17 protein-coding genes and 2 tRNA genes are annotated in these 19,948 nt (G+C 58.0%); 11 read left to right on the top strand and 8 right to left on the bottom strand.

Annotated features, from left to right (window positions below; translation table 11 throughout):
• The 4 genes from NP552_RS11255 to cysG are packed head-to-tail and all read left to right on the top strand — an operon-like array spanning position 1 to position 4,381.
• A complete protein-coding gene (locus NP552_RS11255; RefSeq protein ID WP_043860847.1) occupies positions 1–1,326 on the top strand; it encodes a replication-associated recombination protein A in 1,326 nt (441 codons plus the stop codon).
• Complete coding sequence (gene crcB / locus NP552_RS11260; protein ID WP_043860846.1) at positions 1,323–1,697, top strand: fluoride efflux transporter CrcB; 375 nt, start codon at positions 1,323–1,325, stop codon at positions 1,695–1,697. The genes NP552_RS11255 and crcB overlap by 4 nt, the downstream gene beginning before the upstream one ends.
• A gap of 17 nt (positions 1,698–1,714) precedes the next feature.
• Positions 1,715–2,995, top strand: a complete 1,281-nt coding sequence (gene serS / locus NP552_RS11265) for a serine--tRNA ligase (protein ID WP_058541213.1) — start codon at positions 1,715–1,717, stop codon at positions 2,993–2,995.
• The gene (gene cysG, locus NP552_RS11270; protein WP_043860844.1) at positions 2,996–4,381 is read left to right on the top strand and encodes a siroheme synthase CysG; all 1,386 of its coding nucleotides are present in this window, start codon (positions 2,996–2,998) and stop codon (positions 4,379–4,381) included.
• Positions 4,382–4,473: 92 nt separating this feature from the next.
• Here the strand turns inward: cysG and NP552_RS11275 are convergent, their stop codons facing one another.
• The 8 genes from NP552_RS11275 to NP552_RS11310 all read right to left on the bottom strand — a co-directional run bounded on the left by NP552_RS11275 (position 4,474) and on the right by NP552_RS11310 (position 10,276).
• Positions 4,474–5,442 carry a glutathione S-transferase family protein gene (locus NP552_RS11275; RefSeq protein ID WP_058541212.1) on the bottom strand — a complete coding sequence of 323 codons (969 nt, stop codon included), beginning with the start codon at positions 5,440–5,442 and terminating at the stop codon, positions 4,474–4,476.
• A gap of 108 nt (positions 5,443–5,550) precedes the next feature.
• Positions 5,551–6,546, bottom strand: a complete 996-nt coding sequence (locus NP552_RS11280; protein WP_058541211.1) for a glycosyl transferase family protein — start codon at positions 6,544–6,546, stop codon at positions 5,551–5,553.
• Positions 6,543–6,878 carry a TusE/DsrC/DsvC family sulfur relay protein gene (locus tag NP552_RS11285; RefSeq protein ID WP_058541210.1) on the bottom strand — a complete coding sequence of 112 codons (336 nt, stop codon included), beginning with the start codon at positions 6,876–6,878 and terminating at the stop codon, positions 6,543–6,545. Before NP552_RS11285 ends, NP552_RS11280 begins: the two co-directional genes overlap by 4 nt.
• The gene (gene tusB, locus NP552_RS11290) at positions 6,875–7,171 is read right to left on the bottom strand and encodes a sulfurtransferase complex subunit TusB (protein WP_058541209.1); all 297 of its coding nucleotides are present in this window, start codon (positions 7,169–7,171) and stop codon (positions 6,875–6,877) included. Before tusB ends, NP552_RS11285 begins: the two co-directional genes overlap by 4 nt.
• Complete coding sequence (gene tusC, locus NP552_RS11295; RefSeq protein WP_043860839.1) at positions 7,171–7,530, bottom strand: sulfurtransferase complex subunit TusC; 360 nt, start codon at positions 7,528–7,530, stop codon at positions 7,171–7,173. The genes tusB and tusC overlap by 1 nt, the downstream gene beginning before the upstream one ends.
• A complete protein-coding gene (gene tusD / locus NP552_RS11300; protein ID WP_043860838.1) occupies positions 7,531–7,923 on the bottom strand; it encodes a sulfurtransferase complex subunit TusD in 393 nt (130 codons plus the stop codon).
• Between the two features lie 93 nt (positions 7,924–8,016).
• Positions 8,017–9,387: a nucleobase:cation symporter-2 family protein gene (locus NP552_RS11305; RefSeq protein WP_043860837.1), complete on the bottom strand. Its 1,371-nt coding sequence runs from the start codon at positions 9,385–9,387 to the stop codon at positions 8,017–8,019.
• Between the two features lie 217 nt (positions 9,388–9,604).
• Positions 9,605–10,276 (bottom strand): Bax inhibitor-1/YccA family protein, encoded by a 672-nt coding sequence (locus tag NP552_RS11310; protein WP_043860836.1) that lies wholly within the window; start codon positions 10,274–10,276, stop codon positions 9,605–9,607.
• A gap of 121 nt (positions 10,277–10,397) precedes the next feature.
• Here NP552_RS11310 and NP552_RS11315 point away from each other — a divergent pair.
• From NP552_RS11315 to NP552_RS11345, 7 genes are all read left to right on the top strand, one after another.
• Positions 10,398–10,506, top strand: a tRNA-Ser gene (locus tag NP552_RS11315).
• Positions 10,507–10,529: 23 nt separating this feature from the next.
• A tRNA-Ser gene (locus tag NP552_RS11320) sits at positions 10,530–10,619 on the top strand.
• A gap of 218 nt (positions 10,620–10,837) precedes the next feature.
• Complete coding sequence (locus tag NP552_RS11325) at positions 10,838–12,265, top strand: tyrosine-type recombinase/integrase (RefSeq protein ID WP_100633650.1); 1,428 nt, start codon at positions 10,838–10,840, stop codon at positions 12,263–12,265.
• A gap of 149 nt (positions 12,266–12,414) precedes the next feature.
• Positions 12,415–15,795 carry a hypothetical protein gene (locus NP552_RS11330; RefSeq protein WP_100633652.1) on the top strand — a complete coding sequence of 1,127 codons (3,381 nt, stop codon included), beginning with the start codon at positions 12,415–12,417 and terminating at the stop codon, positions 15,793–15,795.
• Positions 15,764–16,420, top strand: a complete 657-nt coding sequence (locus NP552_RS11335; RefSeq protein WP_100633654.1) for a hypothetical protein — start codon at positions 15,764–15,766, stop codon at positions 16,418–16,420. The genes NP552_RS11330 and NP552_RS11335 overlap by 32 nt, the downstream gene beginning before the upstream one ends.
• An 848-nt stretch (positions 16,421–17,268) precedes the next feature.
• A complete protein-coding gene (locus NP552_RS11340; protein ID WP_100633656.1) occupies positions 17,269–18,321 on the top strand; it encodes a nucleoid-associated protein in 1,053 nt (350 codons plus the stop codon).
• Positions 18,290–19,852 carry a hypothetical protein gene (locus tag NP552_RS11345; RefSeq protein ID WP_100633658.1) on the top strand — a complete coding sequence of 521 codons (1,563 nt, stop codon included), beginning with the start codon at positions 18,290–18,292 and terminating at the stop codon, positions 19,850–19,852. Before NP552_RS11340 ends, NP552_RS11345 begins: the two co-directional genes overlap by 32 nt.
• Positions 19,853–19,948 lie beyond the last annotated feature (96 nt).

Below are 19,948 nucleotides of genomic sequence, written 5' to 3' on the forward strand. Positions count from 1 at the left end.
ATGGACCTGTTTCGAAGTGACCCTGTTGCCCAGCCCTTGGCCGCGCGCCTGCGCCCGGCCAACCTGGACGAATACGTCGGCCAGCAGCACCTGCTGGCGCGCGGCAAGCCGCTGCGCGAGGCACTGGAGCAGGGCGCGCTGCACTCGATGATCTTCTGGGGCCCGCCCGGGGTGGGCAAGACCACCCTGGCGCGTTTGCTGGCACAGTTCTGCGAGGCGCACTTCGAGACCGTCTCGGCCGTACTGGCCGGGGTCAAGGAGATCCGCCAGGCGGTGGAGATCGCCAAGCAGCAGGCCGCCCAGTACGGGCGGCGCACCATCCTGTTCGTCGACGAAGTGCACCGCTTCAACAAGTCGCAGCAGGACGCCTTTCTGCCGTATGTGGAAGACGGCACGCTGATCTTCATCGGCGCCACCACCGAAAACCCCTCGTTTGAACTCAACAACGCCCTGCTGTCGCGGGCGCGTGTGTATGTGCTCAAGAGCCTGGACGAAGCCGCGTTGCACCGCCTGGTGGAGCGCGCACTGACCGAGGAGCGCGGCCTGGGCAAGCGCAACCTGAGCCTGGGCGACGAAGCCTTCAAGATGCTGCTGGCTGCCGCCGATGGCGATGGCCGGCGCCTGCTCAACCTGCTGGAGAATGCCTCGGACCTGGCCGAAGACGGCAGCGAGATCGGGGTGGAGCTGCTGCAAAGCCTGCTTGGCGATACCCGTCGACGTTTCGACAAGGGCGGCGAGGCCTTCTACGACCAGATTTCCGCATTGCACAAATCGGTGCGCGGCTCCAACCCCGATGGGGCGCTGTACTGGTTCGCACGCATGCTCGATGGCGGCTGCGACCCGTTGTACCTGGCGCGGCGCGTGGTGCGCATGGCCAGCGAAGACATCGGCAACGCCGACCCGCGTGCGCTGAGCCTGTGTCTGGCCGCGTGGGACGTGCAGGAGCGCCTGGGCAGCCCCGAGGGCGAGCTGGCGGTGGCCCAGGCCATTACGTACCTGGCCTGTGCGCCCAAGAGCAACGCGGTGTACATGGGCTTCAAGACCGCCCTGCGCGAAGCCGCCGAGCATGGTTCGCTGGAAGTGCCGCTGCACCTGCGCAACGCACCCACCAAGCTGATGAAGCAACTGGGCTACGGCGACGAGTACCGTTATGCCCACGACGAGCCCGATGCCTATGCGGCGGGCGAAGACTACTTTCCCGATGACCTCGCGCCGCGCCAGTACTACCAGCCGGTGCCTCGCGGCCTGGAACTGAAGATCGGCGAGAAGCTGCGCCACCTGGCCGAACTCGATCGCCTGAGCCCGCGCCAGCGGAGAAAGCCATGATTGCCCTGGTGGCCGCAGTCAGCGCCGGGGGCATTGCCGGCACGCTGCTGCGCTTTGCCGCGGGAAATTGGGTCAATGCCCACTGGCCACGCCACTTCTATCTCGGTACGCTGGCGGTCAACCTGATTGGCTGCCTGCTGATCGGCTTGCTCTACGGGCTGTTTCTGCATCGCCCGCTGGTGCCGGTCGAGCTGCGCGCAGGCCTGATCGTCGGCTTCCTTGGCGGCCTGACGACCTTTTCATCTTTTTCCATGGACACCGTACGCCTGCTCGAAAGCGGGCAAGCGCCCCTGGCGTTCGGCTATGCCAGCCTCAGTGTAGTGGGTGGCCTGCTCGCCACCTGGGCCGGTTTGTCCTTGACCAAATTCTGAACCAGCGAGAAAACGATATGCTCGATTCCCAACTGTTACGCGGCCAACTTCAGGAAGTGGCGGATCGCCTGGCTTCCCGTGGCTTCAGCCTGGATGTCGCGCGCATCGAAGCACTTGAAGAGCGCCGCAAGTCTGTGCAGACCCGCACCGAACAGCTGCAGGCCGAGCGTAACGCCCGTTCCAAATCCATCGGCCAGGCCAAGGCCAAGGGTGAGGACATTGCCCCGCTGATGGCCGACGTCGAGCGCATGGCCAACGAACTGGCTGCCGGCAAGGTGGAGCTGGAAGGTATCCGCGAAGAGCTGGACGCTATCCTGCTGACCATCCCCAACCTGCCGGACGCCAGCGTACCGGTGGGCGCCGATGAAGACGACAACGTCGAAGTGCGCCGCTGGGGCACCCCGCGCAGCTTCGATTTTGCGATCCAGGACCACGTCGCCCTGGGCGAGCGCAACGGCTACCTCGACTTCGAGACCGCGGCCAAGCTGTCGGGCGCGCGGTTTGCCCTGCTGCGCGGCCCGATCGCCCGTCTGCACCGTGCCCTGGCGCAGTTCATGATCAACCTGCACACCGCCGAGCATGGCTACGAGGAAGCCTACACCCCGTACCTGGTACAGGCCCCGGCGCTGCAAGGTACCGGCCAGCTGCCCAAGTTCGAGGAAGACCTGTTCAAGATCAGCCGTGAAGGCGAGGCCGACTTCTACCTGATCCCGACGGCCGAAGTGTCGCTGACCAACATCGTGGCCGGCGAAATCGTCGATGCCAAGCAACTGCCGATCAAGTTCGTCGCCCACACCCCGTGCTTTCGTAGCGAAGCCGGTGCGTCAGGTCGCGATACCCGCGGCATGATCCGCCAGCACCAGTTCGACAAGGTCGAGATGGTCCAGGTGGTCGAGCCGAGCAAGTCGATGGAAGCCCTCGAAGGCCTGACTGCCAACGCCGAGCGCGTGCTGCAACTGCTGGAGCTGCCTTACCGCGTACTGTCGCTGTGCACCGGCGACATGGGCTTCAGTGCCGTGAAGACCTACGACCTGGAAGTGTGGGTGCCGAGCCAGGACAAGTACCGCGAAATTTCCTCGTGCTCCAACTGCGGCGACTTCCAGGCGCGCCGCATGCAGGCCCGCTGGCGCAACCCGGAAACCGGCAAGCCGGAGCTGGTGCACACCCTCAACGGCTCGGGCCTGGCTGTAGGCCGTACCTTGGTGGCAGTGCTGGAGAACTACCAGCAGGCTGATGGCAGCATCCGTGTACCGGACGTGCTCAAGCCTTACATGGGTGGCCTGGAGATCATCGGTTAAATGGAGTTCCTGCCGCTGTTCCACAACCTTCGGGGCAGCCAGGTGCTGGTCGTGGGTGGAGGCGAGATTGCCCTGCGCAAGTCTCGCCTGCTGGCCGATGCAGGTGCCGTGCTGCGGGTGGTTGCCCCTGAAATCGAGGGGCAGCTGGCCGAACTGGCACGCTCCAGTGGCGGCCAGACCCTGGCCCGCGGCTATCACGAAAGCGACCTCGACGGTTGCCAGCTGATCATCGCCGCCACCGACGACCAGGCGCTCAACGCCCAGGTATCGGCCGATGCGCGCCAGCGCTGTGTGCCGGTCAACGTGGTGGATGCGCCGGCCTTGTGCACGGTGATCTTCCCGGCGATCGTCGACCGTTCGCCACTGGTGGTAGCGGTGTCCAGCGGCGGCGATGCGCCGGTGCTGGCACGCCTGATCCGCGCCAAGCTGGAAACCTGGATTCCTGCCGCCTATGGCGAACTGGCCGGCCTGGCCGCGCGCTTTCGCCATCGGGTCAAGGAACTGTACCCCGACGTGAACCAGCGTCGTGGGTTCTGGGAAGACGTGTTCCAGGGCCCGATTGCCGAGCGCCAGCTGGCCGGGCAGGGCGCCGAAGCCGAACGCCTGCTGCAGGCCAAGGTGGATGGCGCGCTGCCGCAGACCTCGGGCGAGGTGTACCTGGTGGGGGCGGGGCCGGGTGATCCGGACTTGCTGACCTTCCGTGCGCTGCGCCTGATGCAGCAGGCCGATGTGGTGCTGTACGACCGCCTGGTGGCGCCCGCCATCATCGAGTTGTGCCGGCGCGACGCCGAGCGCATCTACGTGGGCAAGCGCCGTGCCGATCACAGTGTGCCGCAGGACCAGATCAACCAGCTGCTGGTGACCCTGGCCAAGCAAGGCAAGCGCGTGCTGCGCCTCAAGGGCGGCGATCCGTTCATCTTCGGCCGGGGTGGCGAGGAGATCGAAGAGCTGGCCGAGCATGGCATACCCTTCCAGGTGGTGCCGGGCATCACTGCGGCCAGCGGCTGCTCGGCGTATGCCGGCATCCCGCTGACCCATCGCGATTATGCCCAGTCGGTGCGCTTCGTGACCGGCCACCTCAAGGACGGTACTAGCAACCTGCCGTGGAATGACCTGGTGGCGCCTGCGCAGACCCTGGTGTTCTACATGGGGCTGGTGGGCTTGCCGACCATCTGTGCCGAGCTGATTCGTCACGGTCGTGCGGCTAGTACGCCGGCGGCGCTGGTGCAGCAGGGCACTACCACCAACCAGCGGGTGTTTACCGGCACCCTGGCCGACCTGCCGCAACTGGTGGCGGAGCATGAAGTGCATGCGCCGACGCTGGTGATCGTGGGCGAGGTGGTGCAGCTTCGCGAGAAGCTGGCTTGGTTCGAAGGGGCTCAGTAACAACAGCTTCGCCAGCAAGGCTGGCTCCTGCAGCTTCACGCGACCCACTGCAGGAGCCAGCCTTGCTGGCGAAGGGGCCCTTCAACCCCTGATCAAAAACTGGTCTTGTCCCAAATCCCCCGGCCCACCAGCCGATCCCGATCATGTCGCGCCGCAAAGTCCTGCAATGGTCCCTTGGGCACGATCCCGTTCGGGTTGATGGTCTTGTGGCTCATGTAATAGTGATGCTGGATATGCTCCATGTTCACCGTCTCGGCCACTCCCGGCCACTGGTACAGCTCCCTCAGCCAGTTCGACAGGTTCGGATAATCGGCGATGCGCCGCAGGTTGCACTTGAAGTGCCCGTGATACACCGCATCGAACCGAACCAGCGTGGTGAACAGCCGCCAGTCAGCTTCGGTCAGGTACTCGCCGGCCAGGTAGCGCTGGTCGTTCAGTAGCTTTTCCAGTGCATCCAGCTCGGCAAACAGCTCGTCGAACGCCTGCTCGTAGGCTTTTTGCGTAGTCGCAAAGCCTGCGCGGTACACGCCGTTGTTCACGGCAGGGTAGATCCGCTCGTTCAGTGCATCGATGCTCGCGCGCAGCGGCTCGGGGTAAAGGTCCAGGCGATTGCTGGTCAGCCCGTCGAAGGCGGTGTTGAAGATACGGATGATCTCGGCCGACTCGCTGTTGACGATGCGTTGTTCCTGCTTGTCCCACAGCACCGGGACCGTGACCCGGCCGGTGTAATGCGGGTCGTCGCGGGTGTAGCGCTGATGCAGGAATTCAAGCTGGTCGAGCTTGTCGCCCGTCGAACCCAGGGCTGTGTCGAAGGTCCAGCCGTTCTCGCCCATCAGCCAGCTGACCACCGACACGTCGATCAGCTTGTCCAGGCCCTTGAGCGTGCGAAAGATCAGCGTGCGGTGCGCCCAGGGGCAGGCCAGCGACACATACAGGTGATAGCGCCCGGCGTCGGCTGCGGGCAGCTGATTGCGCCGCTGCGCGTTCTCGCGCTGGAAGGTGCCGTCTTTGCTGCTTTCATACCACTGGTCATGCCAGCGGCCGTCGATCAACAGGCCCATGGTGGTCTCCTTGGCGATTCGTTCAACTTGGAGCCCAGTGTACGGGTTCAAGTTCGAACCAATGGCGCAAAGCATCGGCCTGTTTGATCGAAAACCCCGATCAGTCGCCTAGCTCAGGCGTTGATCCCACCAGTGCTGCGCCTGCGTGAAGGCGTCCTCTCGGGTTTGCCCCAAGCCGCGTAGCGCCAGCGCCATGCTCGATACAAGAGCCAGTTCACCGTAGCTGTTGCGGGCCTCGCCGCGCCATACTGCCAGCAGGTGCTGCAGGTCGAGGCTGGCCGGCTTCACATGGCGCTGGGCCGACAGCTGCGGCCATTCTTCATCCCAGTCTTGGCCATGGGCAGTGCCGTACAGGTGGCTGGTGGCATCCGGATTGATCTCGATCTCACCGCCGTCACCCTTGACCACAATCGCCGTATCGCCCAGCAGCCGACTGGCTTCGCGGTGTACGGCCTGGTAGCCGGGGTGGAAGATACTCTGCAGGCCGCACCGCGCCCCCAGCGGGTTGAGCACCCGTGCCAGGGAGTGAATGGGCGAGCGCAGCCCCAGGGTGTTGCGCAGGTCGATCATGTGCTGCAGGCGCGGCGCCCAGTCCTGCAGGGGGATGAACGCGATGCAGTGCTCGTCCAGGGCACTGGCGACGCTGGCCCAGTCGCGGCACAGCGAGATCTGCACCTGTTCCAGCACCTGTTCGGTATACAGGCGCCCGGCGGTGTGAGCGCCGCCGCCGTGCAGCAGGATGCGCACGCCGTTTTTCGCAAGGCACTTGGCCGCCAGCAGAAACCACGGCAGGTGGCGCTTCTTGCCCGCATAGCTCGGCCAGTCCAGGTCGACCGCGATGGGCGGTGCCTGTACACGCTGGCGCACGGCTTCGGTGAAGCCGGCCAGCTCCTCGGGGCTCTCCTCCTTGTGACGCAGCAGCATCAGGAAGGCGCCCAGCTGCGTCTGCTCGACCTTGCCGTCCAGCAGCATGCCCATGGCCTCGCGGGCTTCTTCCCGGGTCAGGCCGCGGGCGCCGCGTTTGCCTTTGCCCAAAATGCGCACGAACTGAGCGAAGGGGTGTTCGGCGGGCGTTTCGAGGGTGAGCGGGGTAGGGGCAGTCATATGCAGTTGGTCGGCTTTGGCAGGCCCGCGAGCTTCGCGGCAAGTTTGGCGGGGGTGCCGTTGAACAGGCGGTTCAGGTGCAGGCTGTTGCCTTTGTCCGGGCCCAGCTTCAAGGCGGTGTACTTGATCAGCGGGCGCGTGGCCGGCGACAGCTCGAACTCCTGGTAGAACTGGCGCAGCAGCTCCAGTACCTCCCAGTGTTCGGGAGTCAGTTCCAGGCCTTCGCGCTCGGCCAGGGCTTGTGCCACGGGCTTCGACCAGTCCTTCAGGTCGACCAGGAAGCCGTCCTTGTCCAGGGCAATGTCCTGGTTGTCGAGGCTCAGGGTGCTCATAGCCAGCTGTTGACCTTGTCGTGGTCCAGCGACAGCTGCACGAACGCCGGGTAGTCGATGGCCCGGGCCGCGTCGCTGGAGATACCGCGAGCTTGCAGGTCTTCTTCCAGCGCAAACAGCCTTGCGCCCAGGTTGGCGTGCTCCAGCGCTTTCAGCGGCTCGCTGCCGGGCTGCAGCGCATACACCGCGTCGCCGCACAGCAGCAGGCCGTCGTTGCTGCCCAGCAGGCGCAGGCAACTGCTCAGGCGGTTATCGCCGAAGGGCGAGTGGGAAATGACGTGCAGTGTGCTCATCAGAGGGTTACCACCTGGTCAAAACGGTCGATCAGGGCTGCCAGTGCAGCGTCGTCGAGTACCTCGACGTCCAGTGTCAGGTGTTCAGCGTCCAGGCCGCGCTCGAGCAGGCTGCGGGCGTCGGCGAACAGGGCCTCCACGCCGAACATCGGTAGCGCCTGGAGGTTGGCCGCCAGGTTCTTCTGTTGCAGCTGTGCCGGTTGCTGCGCAGGTGCCAGCTGAAACACGCCATCATCCAGAAACAGCATGCCCAGCGGCAAGTCGAAGGCGCCGCCGGCCAGGGCGATATCCAGTGCCTCGCGGGCCGACGGGCCGGCCCAGGGGGCCTGGCGGCTGATGATCAGCAATGACTTGGCCATTCAATCGCCTCCAAAGCAGACCAGGCGGTCGGCGGTTTGTGCAGCTTCGTGCAACTGACCCAGGCCCGACAGCTCCCACGGCGCGGGCAGGTTCACCGCGGGGCGTTGATAACGCTGGGCTTCTTCGGCGTTCAACACGCCACGGCGCAGGGCGGCGGCAATGCACACCACTGCATCGAGCTGGTGCTCCGTGACGAAGGCACGCCATTGCGCCGGCACGTCCAGCTCATCCTGCGGCGCGACCACGTTGGCCGAGGCGCTGTGCACGCCATCCTGATAGAAAAACAGCCGCACGATCTCGTGCCCGCTGGCCAGGGCAGCCTGGGCGAACAGCAGTGCACGGCGCGAGGAGGGCGCATGGCCGGGGGAAAATACCGCGAGGGCGAACTTCATGGCAGGCTCTGTCAGCAAAACTGCGCCCATGATAAAGCAAAAAGCCCGCGCCTTGTGGGCGCGGGCCTGGTTGGGGCAGCTTGGCAAGCGGCCTCAGTTCTGGGCTTTGGACTCGGGCAGGAACCAGTTCAGCACCAGCGCACAGATGCCACCGGTTGCCACGCCAGACTCCAGCACATTGCGCAGTGCCGATGGCATGTGCGCCAGGAATTCCGGCACCTGCGCCACGCCCAGGCCCAACGCCAGGGACACCGCGATGATCAGCAGGGCGCGACGGTCCAGGCTGATGCTGGCCAGAATATTGATACCCGAGGCCGCTACGGCACCGAACATCACCATAGCAGCGCCACCCAGCACCGGCTCCGGCACCGCCTGGATCACCCCGGCCACGCTTGGGAACAGCCCCAGAATCACCAGCATTGCGGCAATCCAGATACCGATATGGCGGCTGGCAATACCGGTCAGCTGGATCACGCCGTTGTTCTGCGCGAACACCGAGCTGGGGAAGGTGTTGAATACACCGGCCAGCAGCGAGTTGGCGCCGTTGACCAGCACGCCGCCCTTGATGCGTTGCATCCACAGCGGGCCTTCGACCGGCTGGCGCGACACCTTGCTGGTGGCGGTAACGTCGCCGATGGCTTCCAGCGAAGTCACGAGGTAGATCACCAGCATCGGAATGAACAGCGCCCAGGAGAAACTCAGGCCGAAGTGCAATGGCACCGGCACCTGGAACACGGCGGCTTCATGCATGCCGGTAAAGTCCAGGCGGCCCAGGTAGCCGGCCAGTGCGTAGCCGACGGCCAGCGCGATCACGATCGCGCAACTGCGCATCCACACCACCGGGATGCGGTTGAGTACCACGATGATGGCCAGCACCACGCCGGACAGCAGCAGGTTTTCGCCGTTGGCGAAGGTACCGTTGGCCATGGCGCCGAAGCCGCCGCCCATGCTGATCAGGCCCACCTTGATCAGCGTGAGGCCGATCATCAGCACTACTATGCCGGTGACCAGGGGGGTGATCAGGCGCTTCACGAACGGCAGAATGCGCGAAATGCCCATCTCAACGAACGAGCCGGCAATCACCACACCAAAGATTGCCGCCATTACGCCTTCTACGGGCGTACCTTGCTTGACCATCAGCGCGCCGCCGGCGATCAGCGGGCCAACGAAGTTGAAGCTGGTGCCTTGCACGATCAACAGCCCGGCGCCGAAGGGCCCGAAGCGTCGGCATTGCACGAAGGTGGCGATCCCGGAGATCACCAGCGACATCGACACGATCAGGTTGGTATCGCGGGCCGATACGCCGAGTGCCTGGCAGATCAGCAGGCCGGGGGTAACGATAGGCACGATGATCGCCAGCAGGTGCTGCAGGGCAGCGAGCAGGGCGATCAGCGGCCGGGGCCGGTCTTCCAGGCCTAGAACCAGTTCATTGGCCTGTTCGGGCGCTTGTTCGAGTGAGCTCATGGGTGTTGCTGCCCCGGGCAGAAAAAAGGAGCGCATTCTACGGCGCGCGCGGGGATTGGGGTAGTCCAGTTTGCCAGCATTATCTGGCGCTACAGCCCGCGGGGCGTAGGGGTCGGCCTTGCCAGCGAACGAGCGCGAAGCCAGCGCCCCTCAAACGCCACCCACAAAAAAGCCCGCCGAAGCGGGCTTTTTCAACACTCAACCAACCAAGCTCAGATCAGTCGTCCCGACCCATCAGCCCGAACAGTTGCAGCAGGCTGACGAACAGGTTGTAGATCGATACATACAGGCTGATGGTTGCCATGATGTAGTTACGCTCACCACCGTGGATGATTGCGCTGGTCTGGAACAGGATGCACACCGATGAGAACAGCACGAAACCTGCGCTGATCGCCAGTTGCAGGCCGCTGATCTGGAAGAAGAAGCTTGCCAGCACAGCGCCCAGCAGCACGAAGAAGCCTGCGGTGATGAAGCCGCCCAGGAAGCTCATGTCCTTGCGGGTGATCAGCACGTAGGCCGACAGACCACCGAACACCAGTGCGGTCATGGCGAATGCCGAGCTGACCACTTCAGCGCCGCCGGCCATGCCCAGGTAGCGGTTGAGGATAGGGCCGAGCAGGAAGCCCATGAAACCGGTCAGCGCGAAGGTGGACACCAGGCCCCATACCGAATCACGCAGCTTGTTGGTGAGGAAAAACAGGCCGTAGAAGCCGATCAGTACCACGAAAATGTTCGGGTAGCCGACGCGCATCTGTTGGGCCACATAGGCCATGACACCACTGAAAGCGAGGGTGATGGCCAGCAGGCCATAGGTGTTGCGCAGGACGCGGCTGACCTCTTGCTGTTCGACCTGCAGGCCGTGGTTGACGGCGTAATCCTGTTCGCGCATGGCGACACTCCTGTGGGTTTGAAACGTTCAGATGCAAAGATCATAACAGAGGCGCGCAGACCAGCCACCTAGAGAGTTTGACAGCTTGTTTCATTTCGGTATTATGGCGCCCGCAATACGAGGAAGCGTGGCCGAGTGGTTTAAGGCAACGGTCTTGAAAACCGTCGATGGGCAACTATCCTAGAGTTCTTATCTAAGGCCCCTTCTAGTTGCATCTTATAGCGCTGTTGTCCAGTCGCGCTACGAACATCCCGGGAAATTGGCAGAGTGGTTGAATGCACCGGTCTTGAAAACCGGCGAACGTGAGAGCGTTCCCAGGGTTCGAATCCCTGGTTTCCCGCCAAACATCAATGAATTAAGGGCCTAGAGCAATCTAGGCCCTTTTTTTTCGTCTCGATTTTCTTAACCCCAACCTCACCAGGCCCACAAGAAAACTAAAATGTGCAACGTTTTGGTTGCGTGTTGTTGCGTCTTGTTGCAGTATCGCCACCCGTTGCAACTGGTAGTTGCACCTTAGGGGTTTGCCCATTCCAGCAAACCTACATCCGAGACGGGGGCTTAATGGCTGCAGTGGTAGATGTGTCGGTCAGCATCATGGAAACGTTTCGCGCCGGAAGGCCAACGTACCGCATGCTTTCTGCTGACGTGGTGACCAGCGAGTTCTTTGACACCTGGATCTTCGAGCTCTCGAAGCGTCAGGCCTGGAACACAGTGAAAGCCTATGGCCCAGCAGTGCTGCTGTTCATCCAATACATCCAGGTGGTTGCCGATCTGAATGGGGGCCTCACGCCTTTGCTTCTGACTGAAGCGATCGAGGGGTACGAGAATTTCCTGGCTTATGGCTCGGGCAGCAGTGTCGAGCTGAGCCGATCCGTCGCGAGGATTTTGGGTGACCGGAAAATGGGGGGTAGCTCGATCCGGAAGCACCTTACTGCCGTCAATAACTTCATCGATGCGAGTGAGACTTTCAGAAAGGCAATCCTTCAGCTCCAGGAGACCGGCTACGTAGGCAAAGATCTCGTTTCAGCGCTGCCGGCAATCACCTCTCAGTACGTAGCTGCACCTACGAAGATCAGCATTGCAATTGGCAACAGTAGCTGGTTGGCAGGATGCATAGCGGGTGGGGCAAAACGGATACGACAGGTGGGGCTGGTCGCCACCTCCAAGCCGTCAACCATGGCACATACTGATAGCTATGGTGGCGATGAAAAAGTCTTTCCGATTGACCTGTGTGTGAAGCTTATCGAGAGCGCGACGTGCCTCAGGGACAAGACGCTATGGTCACTGCTAGCGGCCTGCGGTTGCCGTATCTCAGAAGCGCTGACGATGTTTACGTCTGATGTATGTATCTATCCTGGGAAGCCATTTGACAACTACGTTCAGATCATCGATCCGAACACTCGAATCAAAGAGCTGTCCCGCTTCATGACAGATGTGGCTATCAGCAAGCTGAGCCACAAAGGGCGTTTGCACCCCGAAACCTTCTTGATAGAGCCGTTCGCTTCTCATTTTTGGGTGAATCTGGATCTTTACATCGCCGAGCAGCGTGCTCTGGAAATGAAGCGCCACAGGCCTGTGTCGCATCATTTTCTGTTTAGGAACCTCATCAACGGAGAGGGCATGCCATCCTCCTATCAAGCCGTATGGGAGCGCTTCAACGCAGCCGCTAAAGCGTTGACGGGCGAGAGCTATGGGTTTCATGCTCTTCGCCATATGTATGCGTACTACTTGCACAATCACTGCCCAAATCCTTTCAAACCTGGTGCCTTTGGCTTCGAGCTTGGCGTTGTCCAGAAATTACTTGGGCACTCCTCCGCTACTGCAGTCCAGCGATATGCGCGCAAAGATAGCCACATGCTTCGAGCGTCCATGGCTGCGATGAACCTTATGAGAATGCGAGATGGTACCTTCAATGTAGCTAAGGTACAGATTGAGCATTTGAGGCAGCAAATTGCTCATCTTGAAAAATTTGTAACCAGCGAAGCCTGATCTACCTTTTGGTGCTATTTGGCCCCTGTAAATAACGTCTAGTCAAAAAACGCGCGGAGTATCCGAGCGCACTTAATTAGAAAGTGCGTCCTGTGGGCTTCTCTTGTCCAAAATTCGCTATTTCGTTCTGCTTAAAGAGTAAAGATGGTATGAAGATTTTATACAAAAACTCCATGATGTGGTTGATTCCTGGTTCGGAGATCGCCTCTGCGATTCAAGGCGCTTGCAAAGAGGTCAGAGCTTTCTATCAGGAGCACTCTTCAGGGGTAACTCCCGATGCAACTTATCAGGTTGATAGTTATTTTCAGGGGGCGATGATTAACTTCTCGTTGTGGGAGAAAAGTCATTATCGTGCGCTGGTGAATTGCTGCACTGATGATCCTGATGCGAAATTCGCGGATGTTCATCCCCAGCTGACTTCGTGCACTCCACGGCAAGAACAGGCCCTCGCAAATTTCTTCAAGCTAGTCTTTATTCTCATGTGGTCGAGGAGGCAGGTCATCCTGCCTCTTTCGATGAGGGCCGTAAGCCATCTGGATAGCGTCCTTGAAAAAGTGATCGCATTGGGTGGAGCGCCTGCGCTCCAACAGATACGAAAGAATATGAATCATGACAAGTTATACGCCAGCAAGCACGATCGTCATTTTGACAAGAGCGCTTATACACGTTGGACTAAGCTGTTGCTAAGTGGTCAGGTTTACTGTTCGGATGATTTGACTCGGGAGTACTGTGTTGCGGTTTATAAAGATAGTATTGGGCGAAAAAAGTCTCTTGGACAATACCGTGTGTTGCAGTTCCTGTATTTTTTGGCCGGGGATAACGTTGCAGCTCGGGGAATGGTAGAAGAGGTAGTCGCGGAAGTCAGGAGGGAAATCGACGACATCAATAGAATTGCTCGGGAAAATAGAAAGAAACCTGCAAAAAAGACGGCTGCAGACATCGCGTTTGACGAGGGCGTCGAGTATGGGAATGGCGTTAAGCCCGTAGATCTTGATGCTCTTTTCACTCGTTGCGTCAAGTCGTACATGCTTAAACCTGTATTTGATATGCAAGAGGGTGGTGCGAAGTTTTATGCTAGGTTGCCTGAGAAGGTCAGGGTCTTCTGTGCTGGAGTGGATGCCACCTTCCGATCATTTGTAAAATCGAAGCGGTTGCAAAGCGAAAAAACTCAGATTTTTCTGCTGAATTTGCAGTTGGCATACTTGTCGACTTATCTGCCTAATTTCTTCCTGGCTCGCGATGGAGATCTGCGAGATTACCCGGCTACTTTCAATGATTACGATTGCGTGTTGTATTTTACTCGTGAGGCTAACTTTGTAGATGGGGTTCTTGTGTATGAGAAAGAACCTCCCATGACATTTCTGAAATTTCTTGAGTGCTACGCTAGGTTTAACGATTGGGGGAATGAGTCGTGGTATTCGCGCGTCCTTTGTGCAGACGAGTTTTGTGATTGGGTGCAAGAGCACCGGTTCACCATCCCAAATGCTGATCGTTTTACGAACAATTTTTCGTCAGCCTGCTATCCACCGGTGAGGCGGCGGAGCGGTACAGTCAAACGGCCAATTCCCCGAGCGTACTTTGGTGCCTTTGTGAGTATGCTTTATTCCATGGAATACTTGGTTATGCATCTGAATATGATGGCTGACGGTCAAATGCCAGGGGTCATTCAGGGGGCGCTGTATCAACCTAGTCTAGCCGAACTGCAAGAATCTTCTGAATGGGAGTCGATGTGGGGTAGGGGGGAGGCTCGGGTCACGGTTATTGATCAGAGCAAATTGAACTATTGTCCTATTTTCTACTGCGATGGAAAAATCCATAAGTTTGAATTTCTTCCCCGTTTCTATCGTACGATCGATTATGAGATTGGGGGCGAAGTTGTGCCGAGGATCGTGCCTAATCACGTTCGCCTGACGCAGCTTATGTGTGAGACTGGCCTTCGTCAGAAGCATCTCATCTGGCTTGATAAAGATCGATACGATTGCATGCTGGATCGCAGTAGTGGTAGCCAGCTGTCGCCGCTGTTTGTTAGTAGTGATAAGTCGCATGGCGAATGGACTGCGATTGTTGCTCGTCCGGTGATGGCCATCCTTGATAGGCAAAGGAAATGGTATGGACAGTGCAGTGCGCAAAACTACAGCGAGCCTTTATGGTACGGAAATAAGGAGAGCTCTAAATTTGGCAAATTCAAGCCATTGTTCAGAATGCCACTGGAAGGGCAAAATAGTTGGGCGAGCTATAGATATTATCCTGTGATGCTGTCGATTTTGCAGTGCTTTATCCATAATCAACTCAAAGATCTGAAAGTCCCTGACCTGGTCTTCGTAAGAAGGAGAAATGGTGGGGCTGAGATCCCTATTGTTTACACCGACGAGTTCTTTGCGGGGATCACTGTTGATTCTATGGTCAGTGATTATACGCCTCACGGGCTGCGCGCTGGCTTCGTCTCGGAAGCAGTCAGGTTCCTCCCTGCATGGGTTGTCGGTCAATATATGACAGGTCAGTCCGAGCCGCATGTGTGGTATTACTCTGTATTTGAAGAGGATGACCTTCCGAATCATCAGAAACTACTAGCGAATTATTTGCTGAAAAACACAGAGAAACTCAACGATGCAGAGGCTCCGGAGCTGGCTGCTGCGGTCATCAAGCTCAATGCACGATTAGCTGCTGACATCAAAACTGATCCCGCTCAAGCTATTAAAACGCATGGGCTGATCAGCTTGATTGGAGTGAAGGAAGATCAAAGCGGAATTGAGATTCTAAGGGCTCGTAAGGATACGGTATTTGCCTACAACCCAACTCACATCTGTCCATTCAACAATCGGTGCCCCAAAGAGATTTTGGAGCTGCTGGGGGCTGGCAGGCCCTGTGATATGTGTCATTACGCCATTCGCGGAGTTTGTCACCTACCGGCAATCAGTGCCGAAAAGGACAAATGCAAGGAGTTAATGGCAGAGGTGCTCCGCAAGCTGAAACATTATCGGAGTCTCAAACGCACCGCAGCTGATCGGCAGGTGATCGAGACGCTGAGTGAGGATCACGATAGGTATGCTCGTGAAGCCTTTGCGTACGAGGCTGTCGAGCAGCAGCTGTACCAAATGGCACTCAATGGGCAGGCGAATAAGCTGTTCGTTCCCAGGAAGGATGATCTGTTGACCCACTTCAAGCGGGTGGAGCTCACCGGGGGGGAGCATTTGGTCAAACGGCTCATCGACGTCCAGAATTTTCCGGACGCATCTAGCGCCGATCTGGATACTAAATTCGCCTATCTTCGAGCAATGTTGCTAATGAAGCAGGGGGATCTAGATAGCGTCCTCAATATCAGCGAGCATCCACCAGGCGTGGCGTTAGCTTCGCAAATTGGCAGTATGGTAAATTCACAGGCACTAGACGTTATGGACGTCTTCAAGATCAGTCAGGCGGCAGCCAAACCGCCAGTGCCCGTGAAACCCGATTTGCTAATAACCAATAGGATCGGGCACAGCCAAGTGGAGAAACACGATGCTGAACCCGAAAAAGGACACGTTCGATGAGTATAGGGAAAATCATAGACAACAGCGTATAGAGTTTATTAGAAAGGCACTGATTGTTCTTTCTAATGCTAAGTATAATAATGTTACCAGGTTAGCCAAGGATGTGGCTAAGCTGGTAACGGAGTTTGAGTTAAAAGCGTTCTTCGCTCAGACGGGTTCAGAGCGTGAGGAGCTTTGTAAGCCTGTGAGCCACGTTACGCTGCTCAGGAATACAAGTTACCGTAAGCTACTTGAAGACTTCCTGGGGGCGGAGGCTTCCGTGGAGGCAGTTTCAGGTAGTGTCATAACCGATATAGAAGCTTTGAGGATACGCAATGCGAGCCTTGAGTCGCAGAATTTATTGCTTAAAGAAAAGATTAGAAGCATTGATTTAGTGGCTTTGCCAACGCAGGGAAAGATAGATCAAGCTGTGGTGGATGAGTCTGAGACTTTAAGGCATGCGTTGGTTACATTCTTAAAGATGATTGATGGCATGGTAGAGCAAGCGGCAGATATATATAAAACAGTTCTAGAAGGGGAGGAGTCCGAAAACTTCCCAGAGCCAGGATTTTATGGGCCTTGGGCTAAAATATCGACATTGGATGAGCTTAGAGAGCTAGATAGAATTAGGAAGCGATTGAGTTAAAGAGCATCCAAATTTTTCCCTTTTTTGATTTTGTTCGGAATTTTCCGGGTTTTAGTGTGTCCGCAATAAATCAATGGAGTCAAAGTCAGTTTCCGTTGCTTTATATTTTGTGCTATTAGATATCAAGTGGTTTTCAGAAGATTTAGATGGCGTGGGTGACGGGGCTGCGTAGGTGGAGTGTTTGACTTAATAACATCGCTCCGCTGGATGGTCGCCTTGCCGGTGGTTCTACTGAGTTACATAGTCATTCATAAATAGCGCATTGTTAGAGCGAATTAGGCGTTCGAGGTTAGTCCTTGGTTAAAGCATGATCACTTCACTCACTATCTAATTCTTCATGCTATCCGTCGATTTTCCCAAGCCTTGGCTCGCTTGCTAGATGTCATTGGTGTCAATGATATTTATTAATACTTTCTCTAACTAATTTCTGTTGAGATGCAACATTCTCTAATAGCTCACTCGTTCATCCATTCCGGATCATGTGAATTAGCAGAGTTTCGTCCATTGAGAAACCCAACGCAGAAACTTGTAGCGTTTTGGTACAAATGTACTCTTTATGGAGGAGCCAGGCGGTTGTGAGGATTTCTGGCAGCAAAAGCTGATCGGCTTGGCGACTGTGGGATGGCCTTACGCTGCTTAAGTTGGCTAATGCACCCACAGCGCTGTTGTACTGGCTGCTGGCCATTCTTTCCGGATATGCTCCGGCCACAGCATTACATCCTAGCCCTCCGCGAAAGTGGCCATCGGCCCTGCAGGCTGCAATTGATGCTTAATTGTCGCCTGGGCGCATGCCGAGGCGGGTGGTTCCTCTTCCTGCTCAGGAGGGGGGCAGATTCCATGGAGATGGCATGAGCTTTTTTTCGGACGAAGAGATTGATTCACTCAAGATCACACGGATGATCTTGCATGTCGTGGGTACCAAGGACTTCGCGGCCATGCCAGAGCGGGCTCTGGAGGAGGAAGCGTTCTTCATCGGCAAGATCGTGGACATGGCCACCGCGCCGGTCTTCATGTTCAAAGCGGTATCGGTGACCCGTAACGAGGTCGAGGCGATCGCAAGTGCGGACACGTCCTTCGTGGCCGGCGCTCAGGCCCTAGCCGCCAGTTTCAACCGTGCGCACGTGGGCGGCAGTGCTGATGGCGTTCTGTTGATGTTCGAGCTGTCTGTCGCAGACCCGGATGTGAAGATCTACAGCCTGATCAAGTACGACTACAAGCTTGCGTTGGAGCAGAATGACGGTGCTCCAGGAAAGAAGCTGCGGCGTATCGTGAATGCTTTGGTAGACGAGAAGAAGGCCATTCAGAAAACGGCACTGATTCGGGTGATCAGCGGGGTTGCCGACCAGAACATTTCGGCTACCGATCGCACCAAGCAAGGGGTGGATCTTGCCGACTACTTCGCCGATTTCTTGGCTGTGAGTAGAGCAGTCTCGGACACTGAGCTGAGCGAGATAACCCGCAAAGTCCTAAAGGCTGCGCTGCAGACCTGCATTGAGCACCTGCCCGGTCAGGATATAGCCAAGGCGCTGCAGCGGGCCCAAGCCAACCTGGGCACTCGTCGACGCATTGATGAAGAGGCGATCGTTGAGGCAGTGATGATGGCAGCGGGACATCCTGAGGATGAGAAAATAGCCAACCGCCTGGAGCGTGAGACTCGGAGTCGTGTCAGGAAGAGCAAGCTGCACGAGCTGAGCTTCAAGCCCGATCGCCGGATCCTCCGTCAGCCCTACATGCGCAAGATCGTCACGGCTGAGGGCGTCACCATTCTCTTCCCCGATCGGAAGGAAAACCCCAACGTCCAGGTGATACAGCTCGACGGAGATAAGAAACAAATCATCGTCGATACAGATCGAGTCAAGGAGGACAGCGTTGTCACACCAAAGCCTGGCCAGCCTGCTTAACGAGCTATCGCGCAAGCGTCAGGCGCTAATCACAGAGGGCAACCTTACCCTCATCGTTTCCGACCTATCAGCGGAAACTGCTCGGTCGATCAAGAAAGCCGCTGTCGCTGCTGCCTGGTCATTCACGATCTACGACTGCGCGAGCAGCGAAACTGACGTCGATGACGAGGATGAAGATTTCGGGCCGTTCCGCGTTGAGCTGGAGAAGCCACTTCCGGAAGATCATGTCCAGGAACAGGCCCTCTATGTGGCGACGGAAGTAGGCTTCAAGGCGTTCCTGGTCAATGGACACGCTGCTGCACGTTGGCACCTGCTTGGCCTCACTCAGCCTTTCAATACCAGAGCGAGGGCATATTGTGGTTGGGGTGAAGGGGGCGACTACACCGAATCACAGGCGACCAAGTCACCTCGACTCCTGGTGAAAGAATCAGCGACCCTCCGCAAAGTACCGGAGGATGTGCGCCATTGGTTGCTCGCAGAAGGACACCATCTCGATGAGGCTGATCCTTTACACATGCTCTGGGCAGCGCAGGCGTTCGGTGCCCTCAGCTGTTGCTTTGCGAATGAAATCGACACCAGTGGTAGCAAGCTCACCTTCAAAGGGCCGCCCAAGCTCAACCTGACAATCCCAGCGGCGGTCGAGGGGACTCCATCCATCTCGCTTAAAGACTTCGAGGTTGTCCAGGAAGCAGCGGCATGGGTGTTCGATAACGCGCGGGAAGCAGAGGTGAAGCACATCCTGTTGTCCGCCGAAATCGCGCGCTCCGGTCGGGCGGACGGGGAGGTACAGGAGTACTTCAGGGAGAACCTGGCCGCTGCCTTGGATTGCGCGAGAATCGCTTATCAGATGGCGGTCTCGGAAATCACCAAAGACACACTGAAATCCCTTACAGATCTTCGTAAGGCCGTGACGGAGGAAACGTCGAAGGCCACAGACGCGACTCGCCAATCAATTGCCGCGATCTCCACGGCGCTGACTGTTGGCCTGGGCTTGATTGCCGCGAGGCTCACGTTGCAGATCAACCCGTACCTGATCTCGATCGTAATGGCGGTCGCATTTGGCTACACGGTACTGAACGTGATGTCGGGCCGAAAGTTCATCAGCATCCAGCGAAAGCTGCGTAAGGACTGGCAGCCAAAGCTGTATCGCTTTCTGTCTGAAGCTGAATTCAAGAAAATGGTTGGGGAGCCCATTGAGCAAGCTGAGGGGCTCTTCTACAGGGTCAGTTGCCGAGGTACTGCGATGCTTGGGCTCGCGGCGCTGGGTATTTCTATTTACGCCTTTACCTATAGCGCCCCTGCACCCTCAGCGGCTACGCTCGCCGTTCCATCGCCTCAAGCTCCAGCAACCCCGCATCCGTCTGTCGACGACCCAGCTACGACTCGGCCTGAGATAAAGCCACAACCGAACCCGGAGCAGAAAGAACACGTCCCGTCGAAACCGTTGGAAAAGAGGGAGACCCCCGCAAGGTTTGATCAGGGGATTTTCGCTGCGCGGTCGATTATGCAGAGCTCAGAGAGGGTTACGTGAAAGCCGAACAGTTCTGGGCAGCCGACCGGGCACAAAAACGAAAAAAGCCCCGCTAGGAGCTATCTCAATACGTCACAAACATCCTGTTTGTAGCGC

Source organism: Pseudomonas sp. 8209, assembly GCF_028682105.1.
GTDB lineage: Bacteria > Pseudomonadota > Gammaproteobacteria > Pseudomonadales > Pseudomonadaceae > Aquipseudomonas > Aquipseudomonas palmensis.

Bases quoted from the DNA above. Each gene is read 5' to 3' on its own strand.
- serS (WP_058541213.1), top strand. From the start codon at position 1,715: ATGCTCGATTCCCAACTGTTACGCGGCCAACTTCAGGAAGTGGCGGAT.
- NP552_RS11325 (WP_100633650.1), top strand. From the start codon at position 10,838: ATGGCTGCAGTGGTAGATGTGTCGGTCAGCATCATGGAAACGTTTCGC.
- cysG (WP_043860844.1), top strand. From the start codon at position 2,996: ATGGAGTTCCTGCCGCTGTTCCACAACCTTCGGGGCAGCCAGGTGCTG.
- NP552_RS11340 (WP_100633656.1), top strand. From the start codon at position 17,269: ATGAGCTTTTTTTCGGACGAAGAGATTGATTCACTCAAGATCACACGG.
- NP552_RS11275 (WP_058541212.1), bottom strand. From the start codon at position 5,442: ATGGGCCTGTTGATCGACGGCCGCTGGCATGACCAGTGGTATGAAAGC.
- NP552_RS11285 (WP_058541210.1), bottom strand. From the start codon at position 6,878: ATGAGCACCCTGAGCCTCGACAACCAGGACATTGCCCTGGACAAGGAC.
- tusC (WP_043860839.1), bottom strand. From the start codon at position 7,530: ATGGCCAAGTCATTGCTGATCATCAGCCGCCAGGCCCCCTGGGCCGGC.
- NP552_RS11305 (WP_043860837.1), bottom strand. From the start codon at position 9,387: ATGAGCTCACTCGAACAAGCGCCCGAACAGGCCAATGAACTGGTTCTA.
- NP552_RS11310 (WP_043860836.1), bottom strand. From the start codon at position 10,276: ATGCGCGAACAGGATTACGCCGTCAACCACGGCCTGCAGGTCGAACAG.
- NP552_RS11335 (WP_100633654.1), top strand. From the start codon at position 15,764: ATGCTGAACCCGAAAAAGGACACGTTCGATGAGTATAGGGAAAATCAT.
- NP552_RS11255 (WP_043860847.1), top strand. From the start codon at position 1: ATGGACCTGTTTCGAAGTGACCCTGTTGCCCAGCCCTTGGCCGCGCGC.
- NP552_RS11330 (WP_100633652.1), top strand. From the start codon at position 12,415: ATGAAGATTTTATACAAAAACTCCATGATGTGGTTGATTCCTGGTTCG.
- NP552_RS11280 (WP_058541211.1), bottom strand. From the start codon at position 6,546: ATGACTGCCCCTACCCCGCTCACCCTCGAAACGCCCGCCGAACACCCC.
- tusD (WP_043860838.1), bottom strand. From the start codon at position 7,923: ATGAAGTTCGCCCTCGCGGTATTTTCCCCCGGCCATGCGCCCTCCTCG.
- crcB (WP_043860846.1), top strand. From the start codon at position 1,323: ATGATTGCCCTGGTGGCCGCAGTCAGCGCCGGGGGCATTGCCGGCACG.
- tusB (WP_058541209.1), bottom strand. From the start codon at position 7,171: ATGAGCACACTGCACGTCATTTCCCACTCGCCCTTCGGCGATAACCGC.